We start from the raw sequence: 23719 nt of genomic DNA, 5'->3' as shown, positions 1-23719 counted from the left end.
GGGCGGACTGTGACTAACATCTCATGATCATCACCGGTGTGGCCGCGGACCCGGCAAGAAGGTCGGTGGGGTGTGCGAAGCTCGACAGGTGAGTGTGGAGGCGGCGACCGAGCGCGGCGGCCTGCTGCTCGGGCGGGTGCTGGCCGGTGTGCCATCCGGTGAGAACCCGCTGACGCACGTCGCCGAACTGCCCGAGCGAGCGGCGACAGTCGTGCCGTGGCCCGCTTGGACACCGCCTCCGGTCCGCGCGGCGTTCACCCGATGCGGCGTCCCCGAGCCCTGGGCGCACCAGATCGAGGCCGCGGAGCACGCGGCCGCGGGCCGCAGCGTGGTGATCGCGACCGGCACCGCGTCCGGAAAGTCGCTGGCCTACCAGCTTCCGGTAATCACCGCGTTGACAGAGGACACCCGCGCTACCGCGCTTTACCTGTCCCCCACCAAAGCCCTCGGCGCCGACCAACTGCGCGCCGTGCGCGCGCTGGACCTGCCTGACCTGCGCGCCGCGAGCTTCGACGGCGACACACCGCTCGCCGAGCGCGACTGGGTGCGCGCGCACGCCCGCTGGGTGTTCACCAACCCGGACATGCTTCACCGCGGTGTGCTGCCCGCCCACGAGCGGTGGACCACCTTCTTCCGCAAACTGCGGTATGTCGTGGTCGACGAGTGCCACTCGTACCGCGGCGTGTTCGGCTCGCACGTCGCGTTGCTGCTGCGCAGGCTCCGGCGCATCGCCCGGCGATACGGGTCCGACCCGGTGTTCGTGCTGGCCTCGGCCACGGTGTCCGACCCGGCCGTGTCCGCGTCCCGACTGTCCGGAGTGGACTGCGTGGCGGTCACCGAGGACACCTCCCCGCGCGGCGCGCGCACGGTCGCCCTGTGGGAGCCGCCGCTGCTGGCCGACCTCGCGGGCGAGAACGGCGCGCCGGTCCGCCGCTCGGCGGGCGCGGAAACGGCCCGCATCCTGGCCGACCTGGTGATCGAGGGCGCGCGGACACTGGCCTTCGTCCGCTCCCGCCGCGGCGCGGAGCTGACCGCGATGGGCGCGAAGCGCATCCTGGCCGAGGTCGACGGCGACCTGGTCGACCGGGTCGCCGCGTACCGGGCGGGCTTCCTGCCCGAAGAGCGGCGGGCGCTGGAGAACGCGCTGGCCTCCGGCGACCTGCTGGGTGTGGCCAGCACCAACGCGCTGGAGTTGGGTGTGGACATCGCGGGCCTGGACGCGGTGGTCGTCGCCGGGTACCCGGGAACGCTGGCGTCGTTCTGGCAGCAGGCGGGCCGCGCGGGCCGGGCGGGCGACGGCTCGCTGGTGGTCTTCGTCGCCCGCGACGACCCGCTGGACACCTACCTGGTGCACAACCCGTCAGCGGTGCTGGACAAACCGATCGAGGCCACGGTCACCGACCCCGGCAACCCGTACGTCCTGGCGCCGCAACTGGCCTGCGCCGCCGCCGAACTGCCGTTGACCCCGGACTGCCTACCGGCTTTCGGTGAGACGGCCCCCGCTGTCATAGCGGACTTGGTGGCGGAAGGCGTTCTGCGCAAACGCCCCACCGGTTGGTACTGGACCTCCCGCGACCGCCCGCACAGCGCCGTCGACATCCGCGGCTCGGGCGGCGACCAGATCGCGGTGGTCGAGGCCGACTCCGGGCGGATGCTCGGCACGGTGAATCCGGGCAGCGCGTGCGCGACCGTGCACCAGGGCGCGCTGTACCTGCACCAGGGACAGTCCTATGTGGTGGATGAGTTGGACCTGGACTCCGGGCTGGCCTTGGTGCACGCCGAAACCCCGGACTGGACGACCACACCACGCGAAGTCGTGGACATCGCCATCCTGGACACGGTTTCCGCCAAGACCTACCCGGCGCGCGGAGGCGGCGAGGTGACGGTTTGCCTCGGCGAGGTGGCGGTGACGTCCCAGGTCGTCGGCTACCTGCGCCGCCTGCCGTCCGGCGAGGTGCTGGACCAGATCCCGTTGGACCTCCCCGAGCAGACGCTGCGCACCCGCGCGGTCTGGTACACCGTCAGCGAGAGCCTGCTGACCGGCCGCGGCATCGACCGCGCGGGCCTGGACCCCGCCGTCATCCCCGGCGCCCTGCACGCCGCCGAACACGCCGCGATCGGCTTGCTGCCGCTGTTCGCCACCTGCGACCGCTGGGACATCGGCGGCGTCTCCACCGCGAACCACCCCGACACCGGCCACCCCACCGTCTTCGTCCACGACGGCCACCCCGGCGGCGCGGGCTTCGCCGACCGCGGCCACGCCGCCCTGATCCCCTGGCTGCGCGCCACCCGCCGCGCGATCGCCGCCTGCGAATGCCCGGCAGGCTGCCCCTCGTGCGTGCAGTCCCCCAAGTGCGGCAACGGAAACGACCCACTGGACAAGGCGGGCGCTGTGGCGGTCCTGACCACGGTCCTGAACACCCTGCGAACCTGACATCGAACACCCGAGCTAGCCGACGCCGAGCCGCCCATCGCGATGGCTCAGCCGCTGCTCGGCATCCGCTCCCGGCTCGCGGCAGCGGTTCCCGCCCGGCACTTTCCCTTGCCTGCCCTAGCAATCCGGCTACAGCCAGCCGGTTCAGCGGGTTGGCTGAGCGGGGTGGTTGAGCCGTTGATTGAGCAGGCCAGGTTTCCGCCGGGGCTGCTTCGTCGAGTGGGCCGGGTGCGGAATGTGGTCGAGTCGACGCCGCGCGATATCCGCGCCTTACTTGTCCAACCGCACCATGTCGGTGCTCGGTGCTCACGCGTCCGGCCGCGCGATGTCGGTGCCTCACTCGCTCAAGCCCCACCACGCCGGTGCCCACTCACCCGGCCGCCCGGTGTCAGTGCCTCACTCGTCCAGGCCTCGCGGTGTCGGTGCTCTAAATCGTCCGAGCCGCGCTGGCAAGGGTGCGTATGTGGCAGCGCGCCGGGGGCGCCGGTGGAGTGCCGGCGCGCGTCCCGGCGCGCTGCTCGCCGCCGAGCTTTCGCGGCGTGGTCTGCTACCGCTGTGCCGTCACGGAGACTTGCCGGGACCAGTCGACGGGGAGTACCTCGACCTGCTGGTCGACACCGGGGAGGCGGCCGATGTCGGCAGGGTGGTCATCCCGGGGCGGGAATCGTCGACTGCGGCCGGGCCGCTGTCCCTGTCCGTGAGCGGTTGCGGGAGACCGACGCCTCCAGCGATGCTCGGCTGGCTGCCTGTCCTCGCGGGCGACACCTCTCGGGCGGGAGATTGGTGTCCGCGCAGCGGGGACGGGCGGGTTGTGTGGTGGCCGGGCCCGTCGGACTCGGCCGTCCACAGTGGATTTTCAGTTAGTCGGCGGCGACCAGCTGGCTGACCAGCCCGTCGGTCGCGGGCGCTTCCACCGCGTCGAGGAGCGCGTCCTGCACCGTGTGGGAGTGCGGAATGTGCCAGCCGCACGCCTCGGGCTTGACCCGCCAGTGCACGACGCCGTGTCCGAACGGGCTGGGCGGCAGGACGATCCAGCCGCCTTCGCCGTGCAGCGTGACGTCCGCGTTGCCCGCGAGGTCCGCGGCGAGCGGGGTTCCCGAGTGGACAAGGAAAAGCCACCGGCTGTTCGGGGTCGCGATGATCGGCACCGGGATGCCGACCGAGCGCAGCACCCGGGCGGTGCGGCGGCCGAGGTCGTCGTCGACCTCGATCGCGTCGTACCCGGCGCCCGTCGCGAGGAGCAGGCTGTAGGGGCGACCGGTCCACCACGTGGCGACCTGCTCGGCCTTGGTGCCGACGCGTTCCCGCCAATCCTGGTGCACGGGAACCGGTCCGGTGTCCTCGATGCCGTCGCGGCCTGCCCACTGGGCGCCCGCCGGATAGGTGCCAGGCAGAACCGGCCAACCGCGGTACGCGAGGCCGATCGCCTCGGCCCGAAGCTCGACGCGGAACGCTCGTCGCCAGCTATCCGACCTTTCGGTTTCCAACATCTCGGGTAATGCCTCCTCGCTGAGCGGCGCCGGGTTCGGCGGCCTACAACAGACTTAACGGCATGACACCCGTCCTCCGTAACTTGCTGTCGACAACTGGTCGATTCCGCGAGACAAGTGACGGGTCTACTGGACGGCGGGGCGAATCCACACGAACCGGTCACCGCCGGCTACCACCGCACCCGCCAAGGTAACTCCGACCGGCCGCAAAACCTCATTTCCGGAACCCGATCACGGGCGACTACCTGCGGAAACGGTCAGTTCCACAGAGCGTGACCACTGATTCCCCCTGTCGCGATGATCGGTAGGCGTGATGCCGTTCACCGTGCGACGCCGACCGCTGGACCGTCCACGACCGGCCCAGCACGTGCCGTCGCCCGTGCGACACCGAGACCGGCCACCGTCACCAGCGGACGACCGGTGACCGCGACGGTGACCTCCCATCCGGCCAGGGCGCACGCCGCGAGGTCGACCCGCATCCGCTCCGCCACCCACCGCGCCCGGCCGCAGGCGTGCGCCTCGCCCGCCAACGCGTGCGCGGCGGCGGAGAGCGCCGCCAGGTCGGCGGCGCTCTCCGCCCGGTGCCTGGCGACCACGGCCGAACCCAGCGCCATCACCAGGCCCGCGACGACCACCAGCGCGGAGATCGCGACCGCGGCCCACACCGTGGCGAACCCGCCATCGCCGGTGGTCCCGGCCGTCCCGGTCGTCCTAGCCGTCCTGCCGGTCGTCCTGCCGGTCGTCGTAATTGAAGTCGTAATTGACGTGGAGCTGGTCGTCCTGGTCACGGCGCGACCCCGGGTTCGGCCACCGCGTAGGCGTCCGCGCTTACCTCGATACCGGGTAAGAGCCCGCCGACCGGCTCGGCGCGCACCGCGACCGACACCGTGTCTCCCGCCACCTGGATGTCGACTGCCGCACCGCGCGGCGCGATCGCCACCGCGGCGGCGCGCCCGCGCTCCGGCTCGCCGCGTGCCGCGAGCCGGGCGGCTTCCCGCGCCGCGTCGACACACCGGATCTGGTCGGCCACGGCCCCCACGCCCGCGATTCCCATCGCGATCACCAGGACGAGCACGCCGACCGCGATGGCGGCCTCGACGGTGACGGCTCCGCGATCACGTGGCGGCCGCATCACCAGTCCGCGGTGAGCGCGCGCTCAATAAGAGCCGTAAGCCCGTTGAATACAGCCGGACTGCTCACGATGGCGAACAGAAGCGCGGCAAAGGCCGCTGCCGCGATCGTGCAGAGGGCGTATTCGACGGTGCTCATACCGTCGTCGCGGTCGACCAAGTCGTGGATCTTGGAGCGGATGAACATCAGAGCCTCCGGATTTCGTGGTCTTTGATCAAAACTGGGTGGACATCCGGGCCGCCATGCCGATGACCACCGGCAAGACGCCCAAGCAGAGGAAGGCGGGCAGGAAACAGAGCCCCAGCGGCCCGGCGATCACCACCGCGGCCCGCTGAGCCCTGACCTCGGCGGCGTCCTCCGCGCGCTCGCGCACGCCTGCCGCCAGGGACCTGGCCACCCCGGCTAACGCGGCCCCGGACCGCGCGGTCCGCCGGGCGCCGCGCGCGAGACCAGCCGTCTCGGGACACTCCAACGCGGCACTCCACGCCTGCACCGGATCGCTGCCAAGAGCCAGCAGGTCAGCCGTGTCGCGCAGAGCCGCGCCTGCCCGGTCGGGCAGGTCGCCTGCCACCGCCCGAATCGCGTCCGGAACCGGCATCCCGGACTGCAGGCAGGCGGCGAGCAGGTCCCAGGTCGCGGCGAGCCCGAGGTGGTCGAGCGCGGGCCGCCGAGGCCGCAGCCCTTTCGCGGCCGCCCACCAGGCGCCGCCACCGGCGATCACTCCGGCCACGACACCGGCGAGGATTCCGGCCAGCGCCGCGACGGCCAACGCGATCAGCACGGGCGCGCGACTGACCCGACGTCGTCTGACGGGCACGACGTCGGCCATGTTGGCCAGGCGGGTCGGTCCGCGAGGGTGCGGGAATCCGATCACCAGCGCCAGTGCGGTCAGGAGCAGGGGAATCGTCAGCACGGCGCTGCCCACCGAGTGAGCGTGACCGCAGAACATTGGTTGTCTGGGCTTTCAGGGCCGTTTACCGACGTCCTTGAGGGCCCAAGCGGTTGACGGAGAGCCGACTGCCTGCGGCAACACTGTCCGCCCGCCTGGCTAGCCGAGCGACTGGCGCCGGCCGAAGGCCGGACCGAGCTTGCGGCACGAGCGAGGCCGCGGGCAGCGCCGGGTTGGCTCTCCCTTGGGCTTCTGCGCGCCGCAGGGTGACCGGGCGGCAGAGCCGACCAGGCGCCACCGCGGCCGGGCGGGGATTCGATTCGGCGGAGTGTCATCGCAGCACCGCTTGTCCGGTCAGGCGGGCGGCCCAGGCCAGGCCAGCGCAGACGAGGGCGACGCCGAGAACCAGCAGGACCTGGCCTGCCATGCCGTCGGACAGCACTGCCAGCGGGTGCGCGCCCATGGCTTCACCGAGCAGGATTCCGAGCACCGGCAGACCGGCCAGGACCGTGGCGCTGGCGCGCGGTCCGGCCATGCGGGCGAGGACCCGGCGGCTGAAGCGGGAGCGCTGGTCGAGATCACGGGCGACGGCGTCGAGGACGTCGGCCAGCGGAAGGCCGTGTCGCGCGGCCAGTTGCCAGGCCCGGCCCAGTTGGTGCGCGGCGTCGGCCAGCGCCGGGGCGAGCCCGCCGCGGCTGAGCGCGGCCCCGACGTCACCGCCCAACCGGACGGCGCCCGCAGCGCCACGCAGGACGCGGGCCGCCGCCGGGTCGGCGTCGGCCGCCGCGCGCTCGGCGGCGTCGGCGGGGTGGGCGCCCGCGGCCAGTTCGGCGACCAGGGACCGCAGTGCCTCGACAAGTCCGTCGACGGCGGTGAAGGTGTCCCGTAGCTCCCGCCTGGATCGCCTGCGGCGCCACGCGGTGGCGGCCACCAGCGCGGCGGCGAGAGCGCCCCCGGTTCCGAGCGCGAGCCAGCCCGGCACCGCGGCGGCCACGATCACCAGCACCGTGTGCGGCCGCGGGCGCGGCCAGGCGCGGGGTCGCCCGCCGTTTCCCAGCAGACGCAGCCGCCGGGCGGCGGTTCCCCGCGGCCAGGCCGCGAGTGCGGCGGCGAGAACGAGCAGCGTCACCATGGCTGGGCGCCTCGCTTTCCGGTGGCGCAGGCGCGGTCCGTCCGCCGGTGTCTGCCTGGGCTCGCCCGATGTCGTGCCTGACCGCTGCGGGTCGACTTGTGGACAAGAGCGATCGCCGCGACGGCGAGCAGGAAGGGGATCAGCATGGGGGTTCGACACCTCGGCTTCGGATGAGTTCGGACAGGGCCGTTCGGGCAGGGGTCCACTCGCCGTCGATCCAGGCGGGGGTTATCGCCAGGGTCTTGGACGTGCCGGTCAGCACGGCTACCTGGTGAAGGCGGCGGGAACCCGCAGGCGTGCGCCGCATGTGCAGGACAATGTGGACGGCGGCGGCGAGCTGGCTCCGCAGCGCTTCCCGCCCCAGTCCGCCCAGGGCCGCCAGCGCCTCCAGACGAGCCGGGACCTCGGCTGGCGAATTGGCGTGGACCGTGCCCGCGCCACCGTCGTGCCCGGTGTTGAGGGACGACAACAGCTCGCACACCTCCGCGCCGCGGACCTCGCCCACGACGATGCGGTCAGGGCGCATCCGCAGCCCCTGGCGAACCAGGTCGCGCAGGGTCACCTCGCCCGCGCCCTCGATGTTGGGTGGCCGGGCCACCAGGCGCACGAACTGCGGGTGATCGGGTTGCAGCTCGCCCGCGTCCTCGACGCAGACGATCCGCTCGGTGGGCGGGACCTGGCCAAGCAGCGCGGCCAAGAGCGTTGTCTTGCCTGACCCCGTTCCTCCCGAGACGAGGAAAGCCAAGCGGGCGTTGACGATCGCGGATAACAGCTTGTGGACAGGATCGTCAAAGGTGTCCAGCGCGCGGAGTTCGTCCAGGCCGTGGGCGGCCGGGCGCAGCACCCGCAGGGACAGGCACGTGCTCTCCACTATCGGCGGCAAGACGGCGTGCACGCGGACGCGCCCGGGTGATGTGCCGGGGAGCCAACCGTCCACATAGGGCTGGGCGTCGTCGAGCCGTCGCCCACCGGACATCGCCAGACGCTGGGCTAGACGGCGCACCGCGTCCTCGTCGGGGAAGCGGATGCCGGTGCGGCGGAGTCCGTGCTCACCGTCGACCCAAACCTGGTCTGGGGCCGTCACCAGGATGTCGGTCGTCTCCGGATCGCGAAGCAACGGATCGAGCGGGCCCGCGCCGACGAACTCCTGACGCAGCAGCGTAAGCGCGGAGAGGACGTCAGCATGGCCGACAACGCCACCGGCCTCTTCCCGAACAGCATTGGCGACGAGGGCGGCGGTGATCTCACCGTCACCTCCGGCCAGGCGTTTGCGGACGCGCTCGACCAAGTCGGCTGTCATTGGGCGCTCCTTTGGATTCGGGTCCTCTTGGGATGGTTGTTCGACATGACGATTCAGGGACGGTGGTGAGGCGCGTTGTCGCGTTGGGACGAGGCAGGTCGGCGTTGCGATGGCATGAGTGGCTCCGGAATCGACAGGAGTTGCGGAACGGGCAACGTGGTTGCTGGGGCGGGTGAGATGGCTGTCGGGTGGGCTTGTACGGCTGGTGACGGGCTCGGAGAACGACTGGTTTCGGTAACAGCGGTGTGGGCGGTTGATGTCGGGCGGGGTCGGTTATCGAGGTTCTGTCATCGGTGGAAGTGGTCACTAGGGGTCGGCGCGGGGAAGTCGCGTTGGCAGGACAGCGGTTGCGGGTGGCGGTGGGTGTGAGCGGCACGGCTGCGGTTTGGCAAGGGGATGGGCGCACGCGCGGTCCATACGGAATGCGTTGGGGAGTGAGGTACGCGCGAGCGGAGTAGCGGGCCGCGCGGGCGCGGGGGTGGGCAGCGCAGGAGAGAGGCGAGCTGGGCACGCGGAAAACCGGACTGCGAAGGTAGGAAAGCGAGTCGCGCGGGTGGGACAGCGAGCAGCACAAGCCCAGATGCCTGCTCGGCGCACGAAACCCCGGACTGCGCAGCTGGGGAAATGAACTGCACGGGCGGGGAAGGAAGCCGCGCGGGCGGAGGCACCGGCTGGGCACGGGCGAGAGCAGGCCGCGCGGACCGAGAGGCCAACTGGGTGAGCGGAAGGGCGGGCGACGCAGGCGGGAAAGCAAGCCACGCAACCGGCAACCCGGCCCGCGCAAGCGCGGAAACGAGCGACACAGCCCCAGATGCCCGCCGGGCACGCGGAGAAACGGACCGCGAAGGTAGGGAAGCGAGTCGCGCGGGCGAAGGGACCAACTCGGCCCGGAGAAAAGCGGGCCGCACAGGCCAAGAAGCCAACTGGGCGGGCGGAGAAGCGGAATGCGCGGGCGCGGAAGCGGGTGGCGCGGGCGAAGGGGGCAGCTCGGCCGGGGGAAGAGCAGGCTGCGCAGGCTCGGGTGCCAACTGGGTTGCCACAGGAGCGGGCGGCGCAGGCGGAGGTGCGAGCCGGGCAGGCGGAAGGGCGGACGATGCACCAGGCGGCGAGAGCGGGGAAGCGAGCGGCGAGAGCGGGGAAGCGGGTGGGGGGTCGGGGTGGGTGGGGTGGGCTAGGGCGCGGAGGACCGTGCGGGCGGCGCGGGACAGGGGGCTGCGGGGGCGGAGGTGGAAGGTGCCGTGGTCGAGGGCCTGGACCAGGGACGGGTCGGAGCGGAGGGTGGCCAGGAGGGGGAGGCCCACGGCGGTGGCGATGTCCTGGGGGCGGAGGCGGGCTGGGGAAGGGCCGCGCACCACGAGGGCGGCGCGGATGCCTCGGGTGGTGAGGTGGGTGGCGACGCGTTTCGTGGCGGCGGTGGCCCGGAGTTCGGCGGGGACGATGATGACCGTGAGGTCGGCGCGGTCCAGGGCGGCTCTGGCGGCTGGGTCGGGGGTGCGGGGGAGATCGCAGACGACGGTTTCGCCCGCGCGTTTGCCCGCGTCGAGGATCGCGGCGACGGCCTCGGGGGTGGGGCCTTCGCCGTCGCGGGAGGTGGAGAGCAGGGTCAGACGGGTGCTGGCCTTGGTGCGGCCCGGGAGGGACGCGTGGAGGCTGGAGATGGGGACGCGGCCCGCCTTGAGGCGCAGGTCCGGCCAGCGGAGGCCGGGGTGATCCTCGGCGCCGAGGACGAGGTCCAGGCCGCCGCTGAGGGGGTCGCAGTCGACCAGGAGGGCGTTGTGGCCCAAGTCGAGGGCGGTCAGCGCCACGGCCGCGGCGAAGACCGACGCTCCCGCGCCGCCGCGGCCGCCGATGACGGCGAGGACTTTGCCGGTCGTGCTGGCGGGGGCCTCGGTGGCGTCGGCCAAGGCGCCGACCAACCAGGTTTCGGCGTCGGGCAGGGCGACGACGTGTTCCGCGCCGAGGGCGACGGCGCGCTCCCACATGGTGGGCGGGGGTGGGCCCGCGGTGGCCAGGACGACCGAGTCGCGCCGGGGCAGGGCCGCGGCCTGGCAGGCCGCGGCGGCTTGGGCGTCGAGCAGGATCAAGGGGGCGTCGTGCCAGTGGGCGCGGATTTCGGTCACGTCGGCGGCGCGGTGGATCTCGGCTCCCGCGGCCGCCGCGAGGCGCAGCACGTCGTCGAGCAGGGCGTCGTCGTGGACGCAGATCAGTGGGCGGGGCATGGCGGGGCGGGCTCCTTCGGATCGCAGCGAGTGGTGCTGTGATCAGGATCGGCCGGTGGGCGGGCCGCCGAAAGAGCGCTGGTCAGACTGTGGATGAATCCGGTGATTGTGGACAACTTGGCGACAGATCGCGGCTGGGGCGCGGAGATTGTCGGTGCCCTGGTGCAAGCTGGAGGGGGCTGCGTTTTCCCGGAAAAGGGACGACCCCCGCCAGGGGGGAGGGGCGGGGGTCGTCAAAGGTTCAGTCCCGGGGGGTCGGACTGAACCGTCCCGGCGCGAGGCCGGGTATGGATACTGTATCCCCTCGGAGCGGTTACTTGGCTACATACAGCTGAAGACACCCCTGCCGAGTTCTACCGTGCTCCGTACGTTCGCCCCCGCCCTGCGCCATACGGTCCACTCGACGCTCCTATGCTGGCCGGGTGACCGACTCCGGCAGACCTATCGACCCGGCCGCTCCCGGTCGGGTCGCGGCCTTCTTCGACTTGGACAAGACGGTCATCGCCAAGTCCAGCACGCTGGCGTTCAGCAGGCCGTTCTTCCAGAGTGGGCTGATCAACCGGCGTGGCGTGCTCAAGAGCGCCTACGCGCAGTTCGTCTTCGCCTCCTCCGGCGCTGACGCCGACCAGGTAGAGCGGATGCGCGCGCACCTGACCTCGCTCTGCGCGGGCTGGGACGTCGGGCAGGTTCGCTCGATCGTCGACGAGACCCTGCACGACATCGTCGACCCGCTGGTCTACGCCGAGGCCGCCGAGCTCGTGGCCGAGCACAAGGCCGACGGGCACGACGTGGTGGTCATCTCCGCCTCCGGCGAGGAGATCGTGGCCCCGATCGCGGAGATGATCGGCGCCACGCGCAGCGTCGGCACCCGGATGGTGTCCGTCCAGGGCCGCTACACGGGTGAGATCGACTTTTACTGCTATGGGGTGAACAAGGCGGCCGCGATCCGCGAACTGGCCGAAAAGCACGGCTACGACCTCACCGTGAGTCACGCGTACTCGGACTCGAGCACCGATCTGCCGATGCTGGAGGCGGTGGGCAGGCCGTCGGTGGTGAACCCGGACAAGAGCCTGCGCAAGCTCGCGGCGGAGCGGGACTGGCCGGTGCTGACCTTCTCCAAGCCAGTCTCACTGCGGTCGCGGTTCAACGCGCCGTCGGGGACCACCGTCGCGGTCACCGCCATCGGGCTGGGCGCGGTGGCCACCGCGGGCGCCGCCTGGTACGGGCTGCACCGCAAGCGCCGCAAGTGAGCGGGACTCGTTACCCCGCAAGGGAGAGCGCGTAGACCGACGGGCGGTACCGGGACCAGGCCAGTTCGCGTAACCGGATGCGGTGAACGCTCACTACTCGTCGCGACGGCCCCCGTCCGTGGACTTGACCGGTGCACCCGAACGTGCCCTTGAAGTGACCTTCATCACTGAGTAGAAAGGAAGTGCGGACTTCGAGTCGGCCAGGGACGGAGCGAAGGGAAGCTCCAGTCCACCCCAACCGAACTCCGTGCGCGAAGCACCGGGCACCCACGCGCAGCGCGCCGCGGGAGGCTTGTCGTCAAGGGACTGCGTACCGGGACGCCGGACGCCGAGGCCAGGTAGGTACGACTGAAGTTGCACGCTTGGTAACCCGAGTGATTCGCGCCGACGGTTTGGGCGGTTCAGCTCTACGGAGCGGAACCGCCCAATCCATGTCCGGAACTTGTCCACAAACTTGTCCACAGCGGTTGTCCACAGCCCCGACCGGCCGCGTTGACCTCGGATAGTGACGTGGGTAACTTCCCCAGTGACACCGATTTCTGGTGAAGAACCCACCTGGCCGACGAGGGAGGCCGCGGTGCCCGCTCTCCGCTCCATCCACCGGACGTTGCCCGTCGCGGTGGCTACCATCGCCACCGTGGCGATCGCCGTGCTGGCCCTCGCCCGGCCAGAAGCCCCGGCTCCGGCATCGGCGCCGCCCAGCGCCGACGCCGCGATGCGGGCCTGGACCGAGAGCGTCCTGCACGGGATGCCCTTGGAGCAGAAGGTCGGCCAGCTGCTCGTCGCCACCGTCTGGGGCAAGTCCGCGGACGAGGCCCACCCGACCAACCGCCTCCGCTACGGCGTCGACACCCCGGCGCAGGTGATCCAGCGCTACCAGGTCGGCGGCGCGATCTATTTCAACAACAGCGGCACCGACAACGTCGACAGCCCCGCGCAGCTCGCCGCGTTCTCCAACGGGCTGCAACGCGCGGCGAAGGGCGTGGCGCCGCACCTGCCGCTGGTGATCTCGATCGACCAGGAGGGCGGCAACGTCACCCGGGTGGAGGCGCCCGCCACGGAGTACCCGAGCAGCATGGCTGTCGGCGCGAGCCGCAGCGCGGCCGACGCGCGCACGCTGGCCGCGGTCAGCGGCCGCGAGTTGCGCGCGATGGGCGTCAACCAGAACTTCGCGCCGGTCGCCGACGTGAACTCCAACCCGCTGAACCCGGTGATCGCCGCCCGCTCGTTCTCCGCGCGGCCCGACCTGGTCAGCGCCTTGGTCGCCGCCGAGGTACGCGGTTACCAGGCGGGCGGTAGGTCTTCCGAGACTGTCTCGTCGTCGGCGAAGCACTTTCCCGGCCATGGTGACGCGGCTACCGACAGCCACACCGGCCTGCCCGTGATCACACGCACCGCCGAGCAGTGGCGAGCGATAGACCTGCCGCCGTTCGCCGCGGCGATCGAGGCCGGCATCGACTCGATCATGACCGCGCACATCCAGTTCCCCAGCCTCGACCCGACCGGCGTCCCGGCCACTGTGTCCAAGCCGATCATGACCGGGCTGCTGCGCGAAGAGCTGGGCTACCAGGGCGTGATCGTGACCGACTCGCTGGGTATGCAGGGCGTGCGGGAGATGTTCGGCGACGCCGAGATCCCGGTGCTGGCGCTGGAGGCGGGCGTCGACCAGTTGCTGATGCCGCCCGACCTGAACCTGGCGAAGGAGTCGGTCCTCGCGGCCGTGCGCAGCGGCAGGCTTACCGAGCAGCGGATAGACGAGAGCGTCCGGCGAATCCTGACGTTGAAGTGGAAGCGCGGCATCCTCACCCGGCCGTACGTCGATGAGCGAGCGGTGCCCGCGCGCGTCGGCACGCCCGCGCACAAAGAGGCGATCCAGAACCTCACCGACCACACGGTCACCGTCCTGCGCAACGACGCGAACACGCTGCCGTTGGCGTCCGCGCCCGGGAAGGTGCTGGTCGCGGGGGTCGGCGACACGGTCACTCCGGCCAACTCGCCTAACGCGCTCGCGGCAAGCATCAGGGCCCGCGGGTCGACCGCGACAGCGCTACCAACCGGTCTGAAGCCGACCGAGGCGACTATCGCGCAGGCTGTGACGGCGGCCCAGGACACGGATCTTGTCGTGCTGCTTACCAACAACCTCTCCACGAACACCGCCCAACGGACCTTGCTGACCAGGTTGCTGGAGACCGGCAAGCCGGTAGTCGCGGTGGCCGCCCAAGTGCCCTACGACGCGGGATTCGTGGACGCGCCGACCTGGGTGGCCACGTACTCCTGGCGGGCGGTCTCGCTGGAATCGCTCACCAAGGTCCTCTTCGGCGAGATCGCGCCCCAGGGCAAACTGCCGGTCGACGTGCCGCTGGGCAGTGACCCGAGCACCATCCAGTACCCGTTCGACCACGGCTTGACCTGGTAGAGCGATGGACAGGAGACGGTTCCTCACCGCGTCGGCGCTCGCCGCCCCACTGGTGACCGCCGCGGCGGCGGTGCCCGTGGTCGCCCAGCCGGAAGCACAGCGGAGCCCGGTGACGCCGGGGGCGGACGTGCTCGCGGCCCAGGGCTGGCAGGCCCTGACGGGCCGCGAGGTGGGCGTCGTGTCCAACCCGACCGGCGTGCTGCGCGACGGCACGCACATCGTGGACTCGATGGTGGCGGCCGGGGTCCCGCCGGTGGCGGTGTTCGGGCCCGAGCACGGTTTCCGGGGCACGGCCCAGGCAGGCGGCTCCGAGGGCGACTACCTCGACCCGCGCACCCGGCTCCCGGTCTACGACACCTACGGCGCGACCGCGGAGAAGCTGGCCGGGCAACTGGCCAAGGCTGGCGTGGACACCGTCGTGTTCGACATCGCCGACGTCGGCGCGCGGTTCTACACCTATATCTGGACCATGTACACGGCCATGCACGCGGCCGTCCTGACCGGCGCCGCGTTCGTCGTGCTGGATCGGCCCAACCCGGTCGGCGGTGCGGCGTTCGGCCCCGCACTGGACCCGGCCTACGCGTCGGGTGTCGGGCGGAAGGCGATAGCGCAGCAGCACGGCATGACCGTCGGCGAGCTGGCCGGGCTGTTCGACGCCGAGTTCCTGCCCGCCGACACCGGGGGCAAGCGCTTGCCGAGCCTGGAGGTGGTCCAGGTCCGCGACTGGCGGCGCGACACGCTGTTCAGCGAGACCGGTCTGCACTGGGTGCTGCCGAGCCCGAACATGCCGACAGCGCAGACCGCGCTCGCTTATCCCGGCACGTGCCTCTTCGAGGGAACGGTCCTCTCGGAGGGACGCGGCACGACGCGACCGTTCGAGATCATCGCCGCTCCCGGCGTCGACTGGCGCTGGGCCGATGAGCTGAACGGGCTCGGCCTGCCGGGCGTGCGGTTCCGGGAGCATTACGTCGTGCCGACGTTCGGCAAGTTCGCGGGCGTCGCCTGCGGCGGGGTCCAGGCGCACATCACCGACGAGCGCCGGTTCGAGGCGATCCGCGCGGCCGTGGCGATGATCGTCTCGGTCCGGCGGGTGCATCCGGCGGTGTTCGGCTGGCGGCCGGACCTGTTCATCGACAAGCTCTCCGGCTCCGACCGGCTGCGCCGCATGGTGGACGCGGGCGCCGGGGTGGCTGAGGTGGTCGGGGCGTGGGACGCGGAGCTGGGCGACTTCCGCAGGCAGCGGCAGCCGTACCTGCTGTACCGGTGAGGTGGGGACGATGGCCAGGAGAGTCCGACTGTCCGCCGCGCTCTTGGCCGTCGCGGTGTCGGTCGCGGGAAGCGCGGTAGCCGTGGCCCAGGTAGACGGGCACGCCTCGGGTCGGTTCGACAGACCGAGGGCCGGGTTCGCCCCGCCGACTACAGTGCTGCGTCCGGGCTCACCGGAGTCCGTGGGACTGGACGCCGCGCCGATCCGGGCGGCCGACGAGGCCATCGCGCGGTGGACGCGGCCAGATCCGGCCACGGGCAGGCCGTTGTTCGCGGGCGCGGTCAGCCTGCTCGCGCACGATGGCGTGGTGGTCCACCGGGGCGTCGCGGGCCAGGCCGTGCGCTACGCGGACGCGGCGGGGACCGAGCTGCCCGCGGACCAGCAGACGCCGATGCGGGCGGACACGATCTTCGACTTGGCCTCGGTCAGCAAGCTGTTCACCTCGCTGGCGGTGATGTGCCTGGTCGAGGACGGGCTGGTCCGGGTCGATGAGCGGGTGGCCGCCTACCTGCCGGAGTTCGGGGTGAACGGCAAAGCGGCCATCACCGTCGAGCAGCTGCTGACCCACACCTCGGGTTTGGAGCCGTTCATCCCGCTGTGGCGGGACTGGCCGGACCGGCCCGCGCGGATCAAGGCGGTCATGGACCGGGCGCCGACGAGTCCGCCGGGGACGAAGTACGTCTACTCCGATCTCAACCTGATCACTCTCGGAGTGCTGGTGGAGCGGCTAAGCGGTCAGCCGTTAGACGCGTTTACCGCCGACCGCATAACCACGCCGCTGGGCCTCCACGACACCGGCTACAACCCGCCCGCGAGCAAGCTCGACCGGATCGCGGCCACGGAGTACCAGGCGGTGCCCGCGCGCGGCATGGTGCGCGGGCAGGCGCACGACGAGAACGCCTGGTCGCTCGGCGGCGTCGCCGGGCACGCGGGGGTCTTCTCCACCGCGGCGGACCTGTCGGTGCTGGGACAGGCGATCCTCAACGGCGGCGGTTACGCGGGGGCGCGCATCCTGCGGCCGGACACCGTGCGCGAGATGCTGACGAACTACAACACGGAGTTCCCGGGCAGCGACCACGGTCTCGGGTTCGAGTTGTCCCAACGCTGGTACATGGGCGGTCTAACCGGCCCGCGGACAGCGGGGCACACGGGGTTTACCGGCACCTCTCTTGTGCTCGACCCGGCGTCACGGTCTATCGCGATCCTGTTGACCAACAGGGTCCACCCCTCGCGGTCCTGGGGTTCGGTCAACGTGGCGCGCGAGACGCTGGCGACCGGGTTGGCGCGGTCCCTGGCCGTCCGGCCGCGGCACGGCGGGGACGCCTGGCACGCCGGGTTCGGCAACGGGGCGACGGCGACGCTGAGCACGCCCCCGCTGGCGGGCTCGGGCACGCTGCGGGTCGCCTTCGACGCCTTCGTCGACACCGAGGCGGCCGATCCACTCGTCCTGGAGGCGAGCGATGACGGCACGACGTGGCGAAGTGTGCCCGTTCGGGCGCACGGCCCGGGCGCACCAGTGGGCGAACAGCCGCTTTTGTCGGGTTTCGGTCACCGTAGTTGGTGGAAGATCAACGCTTGGGTACCGGCAAGCGGACGAATCACGTTGCGCTGGAGATCAACTACCGATAGTCGCTACGCCGGAAGAGGGGTCTACCTCGACGGAATAACCGTGACAGACAGTAGCCATTTGTTGCTCAGTGGTGAGAAAGAACCCCACTTGCTGCGACCACAAGGGTGGGAAGTCAGAACTCGTTGACGATCAGACGCTAACAATGTGCGCTCGGGCGACGATTCGGTGAGCAAGCCCCCACCAGGGGCGACGGCGGTTGCGGACACATTTGGGTAGCGTTGCTGCCGGATGTGATGCGTCACCTTGTATTACCCCTTAACTGTTAGTAAGTTTCCCACGTGAGTGCGAGTCAAATGACAGCAGAACACAGCGAGTCAAGCCCCTTGGTCCGCATTCGCTCGCTCCTGCCGGGCCTGGCCCGCGCGGAGCAGCGGGTCGCCAAGGTCGTCCTGGACAGCCCGCATACCGTCGCCCGGCGCAGCATCACCGAGGTGGCCGAGGCCGCTGGCACCAGCGAGACGACGGTGACCAGGTTCTGCAAGGCGATCGGCGTCGGGGGCTACCCCGAGTTGCGCATCGCGCTTGCCGCGGACACCGCGCGCTCAGAAGCCAGGGCCGACCGGGACCTCGGCGGCGAGATCGCCCCGGAGGACGACCTCAAGACCGTGGTCGGCAAGGTCACCTTCGCCGACGCCCGCGCCGTCGAGGAGACCGCGGAGCAGGTCGACATCGACGTGCTCGGCAAGGTCGTCGAGGCGGTGGCCACCGCGGGCAGGGTCGACGTCTACGGGGTGGGCGCCAGCGCGTTCGTGGCCGCCGACCTGCAGCAGAAGCTGCACCGCATCGGCCGGGTGAGCTTCGCGTGGAACGACACGCACATCATGCTGACCTCGGCTGCGGTGCTCAGCCCCGGCGACGTCGCGGTCGGCATCTCGCACACCGGCGCCACGGCGGACACCGTCGAGGCCCTGCGTGTCGCCCGCGAGCACGGCGCAACCACGGTGGCGCTGACGAACTACCCGACCTCGCCGATCGCGGAGGTGGCCGACCACGTGCTCACCACCGCGGCCAGGGAGACCACGTTCCGCTCCGGCGCGACGGCGAGCCGGATCGCGCAGCTCACGGTGGTCGACTGCCTGTTCATCGGCGTCGCGCAGCAGCACCTCGACCAGTCGATCCGGGCGCTGGACTCCACCCGCGACGCGGTCGGCCCGCACCGGCTGGAGACCAGGCACGACGGCAGGCGCAAGCCTCGGGAGACCGGGAAGTGACCAGGGGTGCGCGGTTCCGCCACTCCAGGGAGGGGAACATCGGATGACCGTGCCACAACAGTCAGCACACGTGGACTCCCCCACCGAAGGGCGGAATCCGCGCACCACGGAAATCGACCGGATGTCGACGCTGGACATCCTGCGCATGATCAACACCGAGGACCAGTTGGTCCCCGGCGCGGTGGCCGCCGTGCTGCCGCAGCTCAGCCGGGCCGTGGACGTGGCGACCGAGGCACTGCGGACCGGCCACCGCGTGCACTACGTCGGCGCGGGCACCTCCGGCAGGCTCGCCACCTTGGACGCCGCCGAGCTGTCCCCGACCTACAACGTGCCCGACGACTGGTTCCTCGTGCACCACGCGGGCGGCGCGGCCGCGCTGCGCAACGCGGCCGAGGGCGCGGAGGACGACCGGCTGGCGGGCGCGGCCGAACTGACCCGTGACGCCCGGTCCGGGGACTTCGTGCTCGGCCTGACCGCCTCTGGCCGCACCCCGTACGTCCTGGGGGCGCTGGCCGCGGCGCACGACCTCGGCGCGACCACCGCGCTCGTGTCGAACAACCCCGACGCGGCGCGCGCGCCCGGGGTGGACCTGCTCATCGCGCTGGACACCGGCCCGGAGGTGATCTCCGGATCGACGCGGATGAAGGCGGGCACGGCCCAGAAGATCGTGCTTACCGCGTTCTCGACAGCCGTGATGGTCAAGATGGGCCGCACGTACTCGAACCTGATGGTCAGCATGCGCGCGACCAACGCGAAGCTTCGCGGCCGCAGCCTGCGCATCCTGCGTGAGGCGACCGGCCTGGGGCACCAGGAGTGCGCGACGGCGCTGATGGACGCGCACGGCGACCTCAAGGTGGCCATGGTGCACCTGCTGGCCGGGGTGGACGCCCGGGCCGCGGCGAAGGCGCTCGCCGAGACCAGCGGGCACGTGCGGCGCGCGCTCGGACTGCTCAACATGCACGCCGTCTGAACTCTTAGCGGGGTCTTGCCCTAAGAGGCGGTGGCGGCGTCGGCGATGCTGGTGGCTTCCCGAGCGCCCGCCTCGATGGCCTCGCAGCAGAAGATGATCCACGCCGTGACGCCGTCCCGGTCACCGGAGGCGAAGGCAGCGGCCGCGGTGCGGTACTGGTCCTGGCGGCGCATGAAGGAGACCTCGGGGACCGCGAGGCCCTTGGGGTCGAGGCCGGTGCCGATCAGGGTGAGCCGGGCCGCCGCGCGGGCAACGACACCGTCCGCGGCGCCGAAGGGAGCCAGCGCGAGCAGTTCGCCGTGGACGACAGCGGCGATCACCGGGCCGGGCGCCTTGGTGCCGCCCGCGACCAGGCTCGCGAGCAGGTCGAGCCTGCTGGTGACGTCCACTCCCATGCGGGGCCTGCCCAGGGAATCCTCGTCGGTCAGGTCCGCCGCGGCCAGGACGTGCAGCTTGGCCAGGGCCTGCATGGGCGCGCGCTCCCAGGTCGGGAGCAGCGGGCCGAGGGCTTCCGCGACGCGCAGCGCGCCTGCCAGGACCGGGTCGGAGACCTCGCCGACCTCGGGGATCTCCGGGTCGCCGCCGTCGAGGACGGCGGAGGCGCGGGCGGCGCGGACCGAGGCCTCCGCGGAGGTGGCAGGCCAGCCTCGCCGGTTGGTGGGGTGCCGGTGGACCTCGGCCACCGAGTCCCGGGCAGTGGCCACGGCGTCGCCGACGCCGGGGAGGTCGAGCAGCGGGGCCAGCGGATCGGTCACCTCGCGGACAGTACCCGCCGGCGAAGTGGCCTTCTTGAACTGCTCAGTAGTGGACCTCAACGCAAGGCCACTTTCGGTTTACCGTCGGACGGGTGAGCGAGTGGAAGCCGCTGGGAACGATGGCAGGCCGGTTCGTCCGGCTGGAGCCGCTGACCGAGGCACACGTGGCCGGACTGTACGAAGCGGGCAAGGACCCGGACGTCTGGACGTGGCTCAGCGCGGGCAGGCCGCGCGCCCTCGGCGACATGCGAGCCCAGGTGGCCGACGCGATCGCCGACCCCGTGCGGTTCCCGTTCGTCCAGTTCGACGCGAACGGTGAGATCGCGGGAACCACCTCTTACTACGAAGTGGACCAACGCCACCGCGCTGTCTGGATCGGACACACGTGGATCGGCGCCCGGTGGCAGCGGACGGCGCTCAACACGGAGTCGAAGCTGCTGCTCATGTCGCGCGCGTTCGACGAGTTCGGCGCGCTGCGGGTCGGGTGGCACACCGATGTCCGCAACGAGCGGTCTCGCCGGGCGATCGAACGCCTTGGCGCGCGGCAAGAAGGCGTGCTCCGCGCGCACCGAATCCGTCCGGACGGGACTCTTCGCGACACTGTCTGCTACTCGGTAATCGCGCCGGAGTGGCCTGCCGTGCGCGACCGCCTCCTCTTGAAACTGCACGCCTAACTCGAGTCGTACGTCCGCTCCCGCACGGCCCGGACCCCGGGAACCGCCGCGGGCGGAGTGAGCCTGACCTGGTTGCGGCCGCCGTCCTTGGCTTGCGCCAGCGCCTGATCAGCGTGCTCTTGCAGGGTCGCCAGGTCGGTGCCGTGCTCGGGGGACAGCGCGATGCCGCCGGAGATGGTGAAGTCGCCCGCGAGTTCGGTGCGGCCACCCGCCGCCTTGGTCAGCTCGACGGTCATCGACTCGACGGCGACGCGGATGCGCTCGGCGATGGTCCACGCGTCGGCGCGGGTGGTGCTGGGCAGCAGCACCGAGAACTCCTCACCTCCCCACCGGCACACCAGGTCGTCGCGCCGGACACAGGAGCGCAAGACACCCGCGAGTGCTTTGAGAACCTCGTTCGCGCCCAGGTGGCCGAGGCGGGAGTTGACCTGTTTGAACCGGTCCAAATCGAACATCATCACCGCCGTCGGCCGCCGCCGCGCCTGGTCGGCGACCAGGGCGAGCGTCGCGGCCGGGTTGAACGCGCGCTGGTTGGCCAGCCCGGTCAGCGGGTCGTGCAGCGCGTCGACTTCCAACCGGTCGCGTTCCTGTTCCAACTGCTCGATGCGCTGGGTGTGCCGGGTGTAGCCGACGACGACTACCGACAGCGCGGCAAGCAGCAGCCCGTAGGCGACGCCCGCGCCCCACGCCGCGATGAGTCCGAGGCACAGGGTGATGGCGAGGTCGACGTTCTCCTTGCGGTTGCCCAGGATCGACACCCAGGACCAGTCGCCGCGCAGGCCGCGCGCCACACCGATGACGATCGTCTGCGCCGCGTAGTACGCCGCGAACGCGCCGCCGACGGCCAGGGCCGCGCCGAGCACCTGGTCCGCGGCGATCGGCTCGCCGCGAATCCAGTCGTGCACCGGGGTCGCGGTGGCCAGCGCCTGCGCGGCGAGCGCGGAGGACGTAATAGCGAACGTCGTGAACAAATAGCGGCCAGGAGGCTTACGCGCGATGAAATAGCGGCGCAATCGGATGATCAACACCAGTGCGACCACCAGTGGCACCGGAAGCACGAACGCGCCCGCGCACGTCCACACTCCGGTGTGGTCGATATGCTCGCCCGCCAAGTGAGCGGCGCGGCGGCGTTCTTCCGCGGGCCGGGTGGCCTCCATATGCAAGATCGCGAAGCCGGTCAGCAATGCGAACAGCCGAAGCGACAACGCGTCGGGAAATCCGCCGCCCAGGACTCCGGCACAGGCCCAGACGAAGATCGCGATCTCGCTGGCGAGGATCCACAGGATGCCCGCGCGGGTGGTGTGCATGAACAGGTCGAGCGACCGCAGCCGTTCGCCGAGGGACACGCCCGCGAGGCGGGCGTGTCGGGGGCTTGTCAGACTGGGCATTGTCCCCCTTCACGACAAAGGGGAAACTGAATACGTTCCAGGTAACCGTGGCCGAGTCCGATCCCCCCGGACCCGAGAGAGAGGTAACCCCGTGCGGAACCGCGAGTACTGAGCCGAATGGCCGGGGCACACGCGCCGGTCGTTGATTTTTCAGCAATCCGCACTCCCGAGGAGGAAGCCGCGATGCGCAACCGCGAGTACTGATCTTCAGTCATGCCACCGCCTCCTTCGGGACCGCCGACCTCCCCTGATGCCAGACGAAGCCTGCTACCACGCAGCCTATGGTCCCGAGCACGCCTTCCCGCGCGACGGTCAGCGAAGTGAAATCGACGACCGGGCCGATGAAGATCATTTCGCTCGAACCAGTCGAGAACGGGATGAGCGCGGGCCGGGACCCACGCACCCGGCGGACGACACGCGCCCCGGCAACGACGCCGAGCGTGCGGGCGGCAAGCAGAACCGACGCGCCGGGCCGGTGCTCCAGCGACGACGCGAGCCCGACCGCCGCCATAACGAGCAGTGACGATGTGGCAACCGTAGGCAACTGACGGTCCGGATGGAGTAGTCCGACCGCCGCGTTCGAGGCAACTTTTGCCGCCGTACGGGTGCACATGTCGAATCGCAACACAGCCCCCGGGGTCATGGCCAGTGCTGGCGGACCAGTTCGGCGGGCGCCGAGGAGCCCCATCGTGGCGACGGCGCCCGCCACACCGGCCTGCCTGCCGACTACCCGCGACCGGGTAAATCGCCGCCGGGCCGGGTAACCGAGCGTCCGGTCAGTGTTCGATAGGAATGCGTGCGCGATTAGCGCTGTCGTCGCGCTCTTACCAACCAGAGCCGAGACACGAAGACCGACCGACGTGACCGACGCCTCAATGGTGCTGAGCGCGGAGCCGGACAGCGGTGAATCCTGATCTGCACCACCCATCGTCAATCCCCCACTAGCGTCGGCTGCTCCGAGCTGGATCCACCATCGACCACGGTACGTCTCTGTCAGGCTACTTTCCGGCGATTGAGTGGAGGACAGCCGAACGGAGCAGATGCCCCCCGATCGGGCGAATCTCACGGCGATCCGCATTGGTCTGAACCAAGGGGTGGGCGGTCTGTCGAACACACGCTGTTCGCACTAGATTGCTCTGGCGATACACACAGCCGCGCACGACACCGCAGCCGCACACGCACCGAGGAGGTCACGTCCATGACCGAGCAGTCCGGTCAGAATCCGACGCTGGACAACTTGTCGACGGAGCACAGGGTGTTCGCGCCGTCGGAGGGGTTCGTGGCGGGGGCGAATGTGACCGGTGCGGCGTACGCGGAGGCGGAGGCGGATCGGGAGGGTTTCTGGGCCGCCCAGGCGGAGCGGTTGGTGTGGGCGCAGCGGTGGGAGCGGGTGCTGGACTGGGACAACCCCCCGTTCGCGAAGTGGTTTGTGGGGGGCCGGTTGAACGTGGCCTACAACTGCGTCGACCGCCACGTGCAAGCGGGGTTGGGGGATCGGGTCGCGATCCACTGGGTCGGCGAGCCCGGCGACACCCGCACCATCACCTACGCCGACCTGCACCG

General features: G+C 71.0%; 20 protein-coding genes. 9 read left to right on the top strand and 11 right to left on the bottom strand.

Features of this window, described 5'->3' with window-relative positions:
- The first annotated feature begins 88 nt into the window (after positions 1 to 88).
- Positions 89 to 2434, top strand: coding sequence for a DEAD/DEAH box helicase (locus BLS56_RS27190; protein ID WP_091456588.1), 2346 nt, complete (start codon positions 89 to 91; stop codon positions 2432 to 2434).
- Positions 2435 to 3294: 860 nt separating this feature from the next.
- Here BLS56_RS27190 and BLS56_RS27185 read toward each other — a convergent pair.
- The 8 genes from BLS56_RS27185 to ssd form a co-directional block, all read right to left on the bottom strand.
- A complete protein-coding gene (locus tag BLS56_RS27185) occupies positions 3295 to 3924 on the bottom strand; it encodes a bifunctional DNA primase/polymerase (RefSeq protein ID WP_091456586.1) in 630 nt (209 codons plus the stop codon).
- A 320-nt stretch (positions 3925 to 4244) separates the two neighbouring features.
- On the bottom strand, positions 4245 to 4589 hold the full coding sequence (locus tag BLS56_RS27180; RefSeq protein WP_228771980.1) for an Rv3654c family TadE-like protein: 345 nt from the start codon (positions 4587 to 4589) through the stop codon (positions 4245 to 4247).
- A 119-nt stretch (positions 4590 to 4708) separates the two neighbouring features.
- Positions 4709 to 5056, bottom strand: a complete 348-nt coding sequence (locus tag BLS56_RS27175) for a TadE family type IV pilus minor pilin (protein ID WP_091456582.1) — start codon at positions 5054 to 5056, stop codon at positions 4709 to 4711.
- Positions 5056 to 5241, bottom strand: coding sequence for a DUF4244 domain-containing protein (locus BLS56_RS27170; protein WP_091456580.1), 186 nt, complete (start codon positions 5239 to 5241; stop codon positions 5056 to 5058). The genes BLS56_RS27175 and BLS56_RS27170 overlap by 1 nt, the downstream gene beginning before the upstream one ends.
- A gap of 28 nt (positions 5242 to 5269) precedes the next feature.
- Complete coding sequence (locus BLS56_RS27165; protein WP_228771979.1) at positions 5270 to 5980, bottom strand: type II secretion system F family protein; 711 nt, start codon at positions 5978 to 5980, stop codon at positions 5270 to 5272.
- Positions 5981 to 6275: 295 nt separating this feature from the next.
- Positions 6276 to 7076, bottom strand: coding sequence for a type II secretion system F family protein (locus tag BLS56_RS27160; protein ID WP_091456577.1), 801 nt, complete (start codon positions 7074 to 7076; stop codon positions 6276 to 6278).
- A gap of 139 nt (positions 7077 to 7215) precedes the next feature.
- Positions 7216 to 8376 carry a TadA family conjugal transfer-associated ATPase gene (locus tag BLS56_RS27155; protein WP_091456574.1) on the bottom strand — a complete coding sequence of 387 codons (1161 nt, stop codon included), beginning with the start codon at positions 8374 to 8376 and terminating at the stop codon, positions 7216 to 7218.
- A 287-nt stretch (positions 8377 to 8663) separates the two neighbouring features.
- Positions 8664 to 10595 carry a septum site-determining protein Ssd gene (gene ssd, locus BLS56_RS27150; RefSeq protein WP_091456571.1) on the bottom strand — a complete coding sequence of 644 codons (1932 nt, stop codon included), beginning with the start codon at positions 10593 to 10595 and terminating at the stop codon, positions 8664 to 8666.
- A gap of 422 nt (positions 10596 to 11017) precedes the next feature.
- On the opposite strand from ssd, the gene BLS56_RS27145 reads away from it, so the two are divergent.
- The 6 genes from BLS56_RS27145 (at position 11018) to murQ (ending at position 19339) form a co-directional block, all read left to right on the top strand.
- Positions 11018 to 11845: an HAD-IB family hydrolase gene (locus tag BLS56_RS27145; protein WP_091456570.1), complete on the top strand. Its 828-nt coding sequence runs from the start codon at positions 11018 to 11020 to the stop codon at positions 11843 to 11845.
- Positions 11846 to 12560: 715 nt separating this feature from the next.
- Positions 12561 to 14261: a glycoside hydrolase family 3 protein gene (locus tag BLS56_RS27140; RefSeq protein WP_091456742.1), complete on the top strand. Its 1701-nt coding sequence runs from the start codon at positions 12561 to 12563 to the stop codon at positions 14259 to 14261.
- Between the two features lie 4 nt (positions 14262 to 14265).
- Positions 14266 to 15528: an exo-beta-N-acetylmuramidase NamZ family protein gene (locus tag BLS56_RS27135; protein WP_091456567.1), complete on the top strand. Its 1263-nt coding sequence runs from the start codon at positions 14266 to 14268 to the stop codon at positions 15526 to 15528.
- Positions 15529 to 15538: 10 nt separating this feature from the next.
- The gene (locus tag BLS56_RS27130) at positions 15539 to 17284 is read left to right on the top strand and encodes a serine hydrolase (RefSeq protein WP_091456564.1); all 1746 of its coding nucleotides are present in this window, start codon (positions 15539 to 15541) and stop codon (positions 17282 to 17284) included.
- Positions 17285 to 17451: 167 nt separating this feature from the next.
- Entirely contained in the window at positions 17452 to 18369 is a 918-nt protein-coding gene (locus BLS56_RS27125) for a MurR/RpiR family transcriptional regulator (RefSeq protein ID WP_091456560.1), read from the top strand.
- Between the two features lie 43 nt (positions 18370 to 18412).
- Positions 18413 to 19339 (top strand): N-acetylmuramic acid 6-phosphate etherase, encoded by a 927-nt coding sequence (murQ, locus tag BLS56_RS27120; protein ID WP_091456557.1) that lies wholly within the window; start codon positions 18413 to 18415, stop codon positions 19337 to 19339.
- Positions 19340 to 19359: 20 nt separating this feature from the next.
- Here murQ and BLS56_RS27115 read toward each other — a convergent pair whose 3' ends face one another.
- Positions 19360 to 20094, bottom strand: a complete 735-nt coding sequence (locus BLS56_RS27115; protein ID WP_091456554.1) for a Fic family protein — start codon at positions 20092 to 20094, stop codon at positions 19360 to 19362.
- A gap of 92 nt (positions 20095 to 20186) precedes the next feature.
- On the opposite strand from BLS56_RS27115, the gene BLS56_RS27110 reads away from it, so the two are divergent.
- Entirely contained in the window at positions 20187 to 20768 is a 582-nt protein-coding gene (locus BLS56_RS27110; RefSeq protein WP_175483071.1) for a GNAT family N-acetyltransferase, read from the top strand.
- Here the strand turns inward: BLS56_RS27110 and BLS56_RS27105 are convergent.
- The gene (locus BLS56_RS27105; protein WP_091456548.1) at positions 20765 to 22156 is read right to left on the bottom strand and encodes a GGDEF domain-containing protein; all 1392 of its coding nucleotides are present in this window, start codon (positions 22154 to 22156) and stop codon (positions 20765 to 20767) included. The genes BLS56_RS27110 and BLS56_RS27105 overlap by 4 nt on opposite strands.
- Positions 22157 to 22367: 211 nt before the next feature.
- A complete protein-coding gene (locus BLS56_RS31005) occupies positions 22368 to 23084 on the bottom strand; it encodes a hypothetical protein (protein WP_139191022.1) in 717 nt (238 codons plus the stop codon).
- Positions 23085 to 23354: 270 nt separating this feature from the next.
- Between BLS56_RS31005 and BLS56_RS27095 the strand changes: the two genes are divergently transcribed.
- A partial coding sequence (locus BLS56_RS27095) for an acetyl-coenzyme A synthetase N-terminal domain-containing protein (protein WP_324187542.1) occupies positions 23355 to 23719 on the top strand: 365 nt, incomplete at its 3' end.

Source organism: Actinokineospora iranica (assembly GCF_900101685.1).
GTDB classification, from domain to species: domain Bacteria; phylum Actinomycetota; class Actinomycetes; order Mycobacteriales; family Pseudonocardiaceae; genus Actinokineospora; species Actinokineospora iranica.
The sequence above is the reverse complement of the archived record's forward strand: the minus strand, read 5'-3'. Positions and strand labels throughout refer to the sequence as shown.

Coding starts and splice junctions, on each gene's coding strand:
- BLS56_RS27105 (WP_091456548.1), bottom strand. CDS start 22,156: ATGCCCAGTCTGACAAGCCCCCGACACGCCCGCCTCGCGGGCGTGTCC.
- BLS56_RS27160 (WP_091456577.1), bottom strand. CDS start 7,076: ATGGTGACGCTGCTCGTTCTCGCCGCCGCACTCGCGGCCTGGCCGCGG.
- BLS56_RS27125 (WP_091456560.1), top strand. CDS start 17,452: ATGACAGCAGAACACAGCGAGTCAAGCCCCTTGGTCCGCATTCGCTCG.
- ssd (WP_091456571.1), bottom strand. CDS start 10,595: ATGCCCCGCCCACTGATCTGCGTCCACGACGACGCCCTGCTCGACGAC.
- BLS56_RS27140 (WP_091456742.1), top strand. CDS start 12,561: ATGCGGGCCTGGACCGAGAGCGTCCTGCACGGGATGCCCTTGGAGCAG.
- BLS56_RS27170 (WP_091456580.1), bottom strand. CDS start 5,241: ATGTTCATCCGCTCCAAGATCCACGACTTGGTCGACCGCGACGACGGT.
- BLS56_RS27130 (WP_091456564.1), top strand. CDS start 15,539: ATGGCCAGGAGAGTCCGACTGTCCGCCGCGCTCTTGGCCGTCGCGGTG.
- BLS56_RS27175 (WP_091456582.1), bottom strand. CDS start 5,056: ATGCGGCCGCCACGTGATCGCGGAGCCGTCACCGTCGAGGCCGCCATC.
- BLS56_RS27155 (WP_091456574.1), bottom strand. CDS start 8,376: ATGACAGCCGACTTGGTCGAGCGCGTCCGCAAACGCCTGGCCGGAGGT.
- BLS56_RS27135 (WP_091456567.1), top strand. CDS start 14,266: ATGGACAGGAGACGGTTCCTCACCGCGTCGGCGCTCGCCGCCCCACTG.
- BLS56_RS31005 (WP_139191022.1), bottom strand. CDS start 23,084: ATGGGTGGTGCAGATCAGGATTCACCGCTGTCCGGCTCCGCGCTCAGC.
- murQ (WP_091456557.1), top strand. CDS start 18,413: ATGACCGTGCCACAACAGTCAGCACACGTGGACTCCCCCACCGAAGGG.
- BLS56_RS27185 (WP_091456586.1), bottom strand. CDS start 3,924: ATGTTGGAAACCGAAAGGTCGGATAGCTGGCGACGAGCGTTCCGCGTC.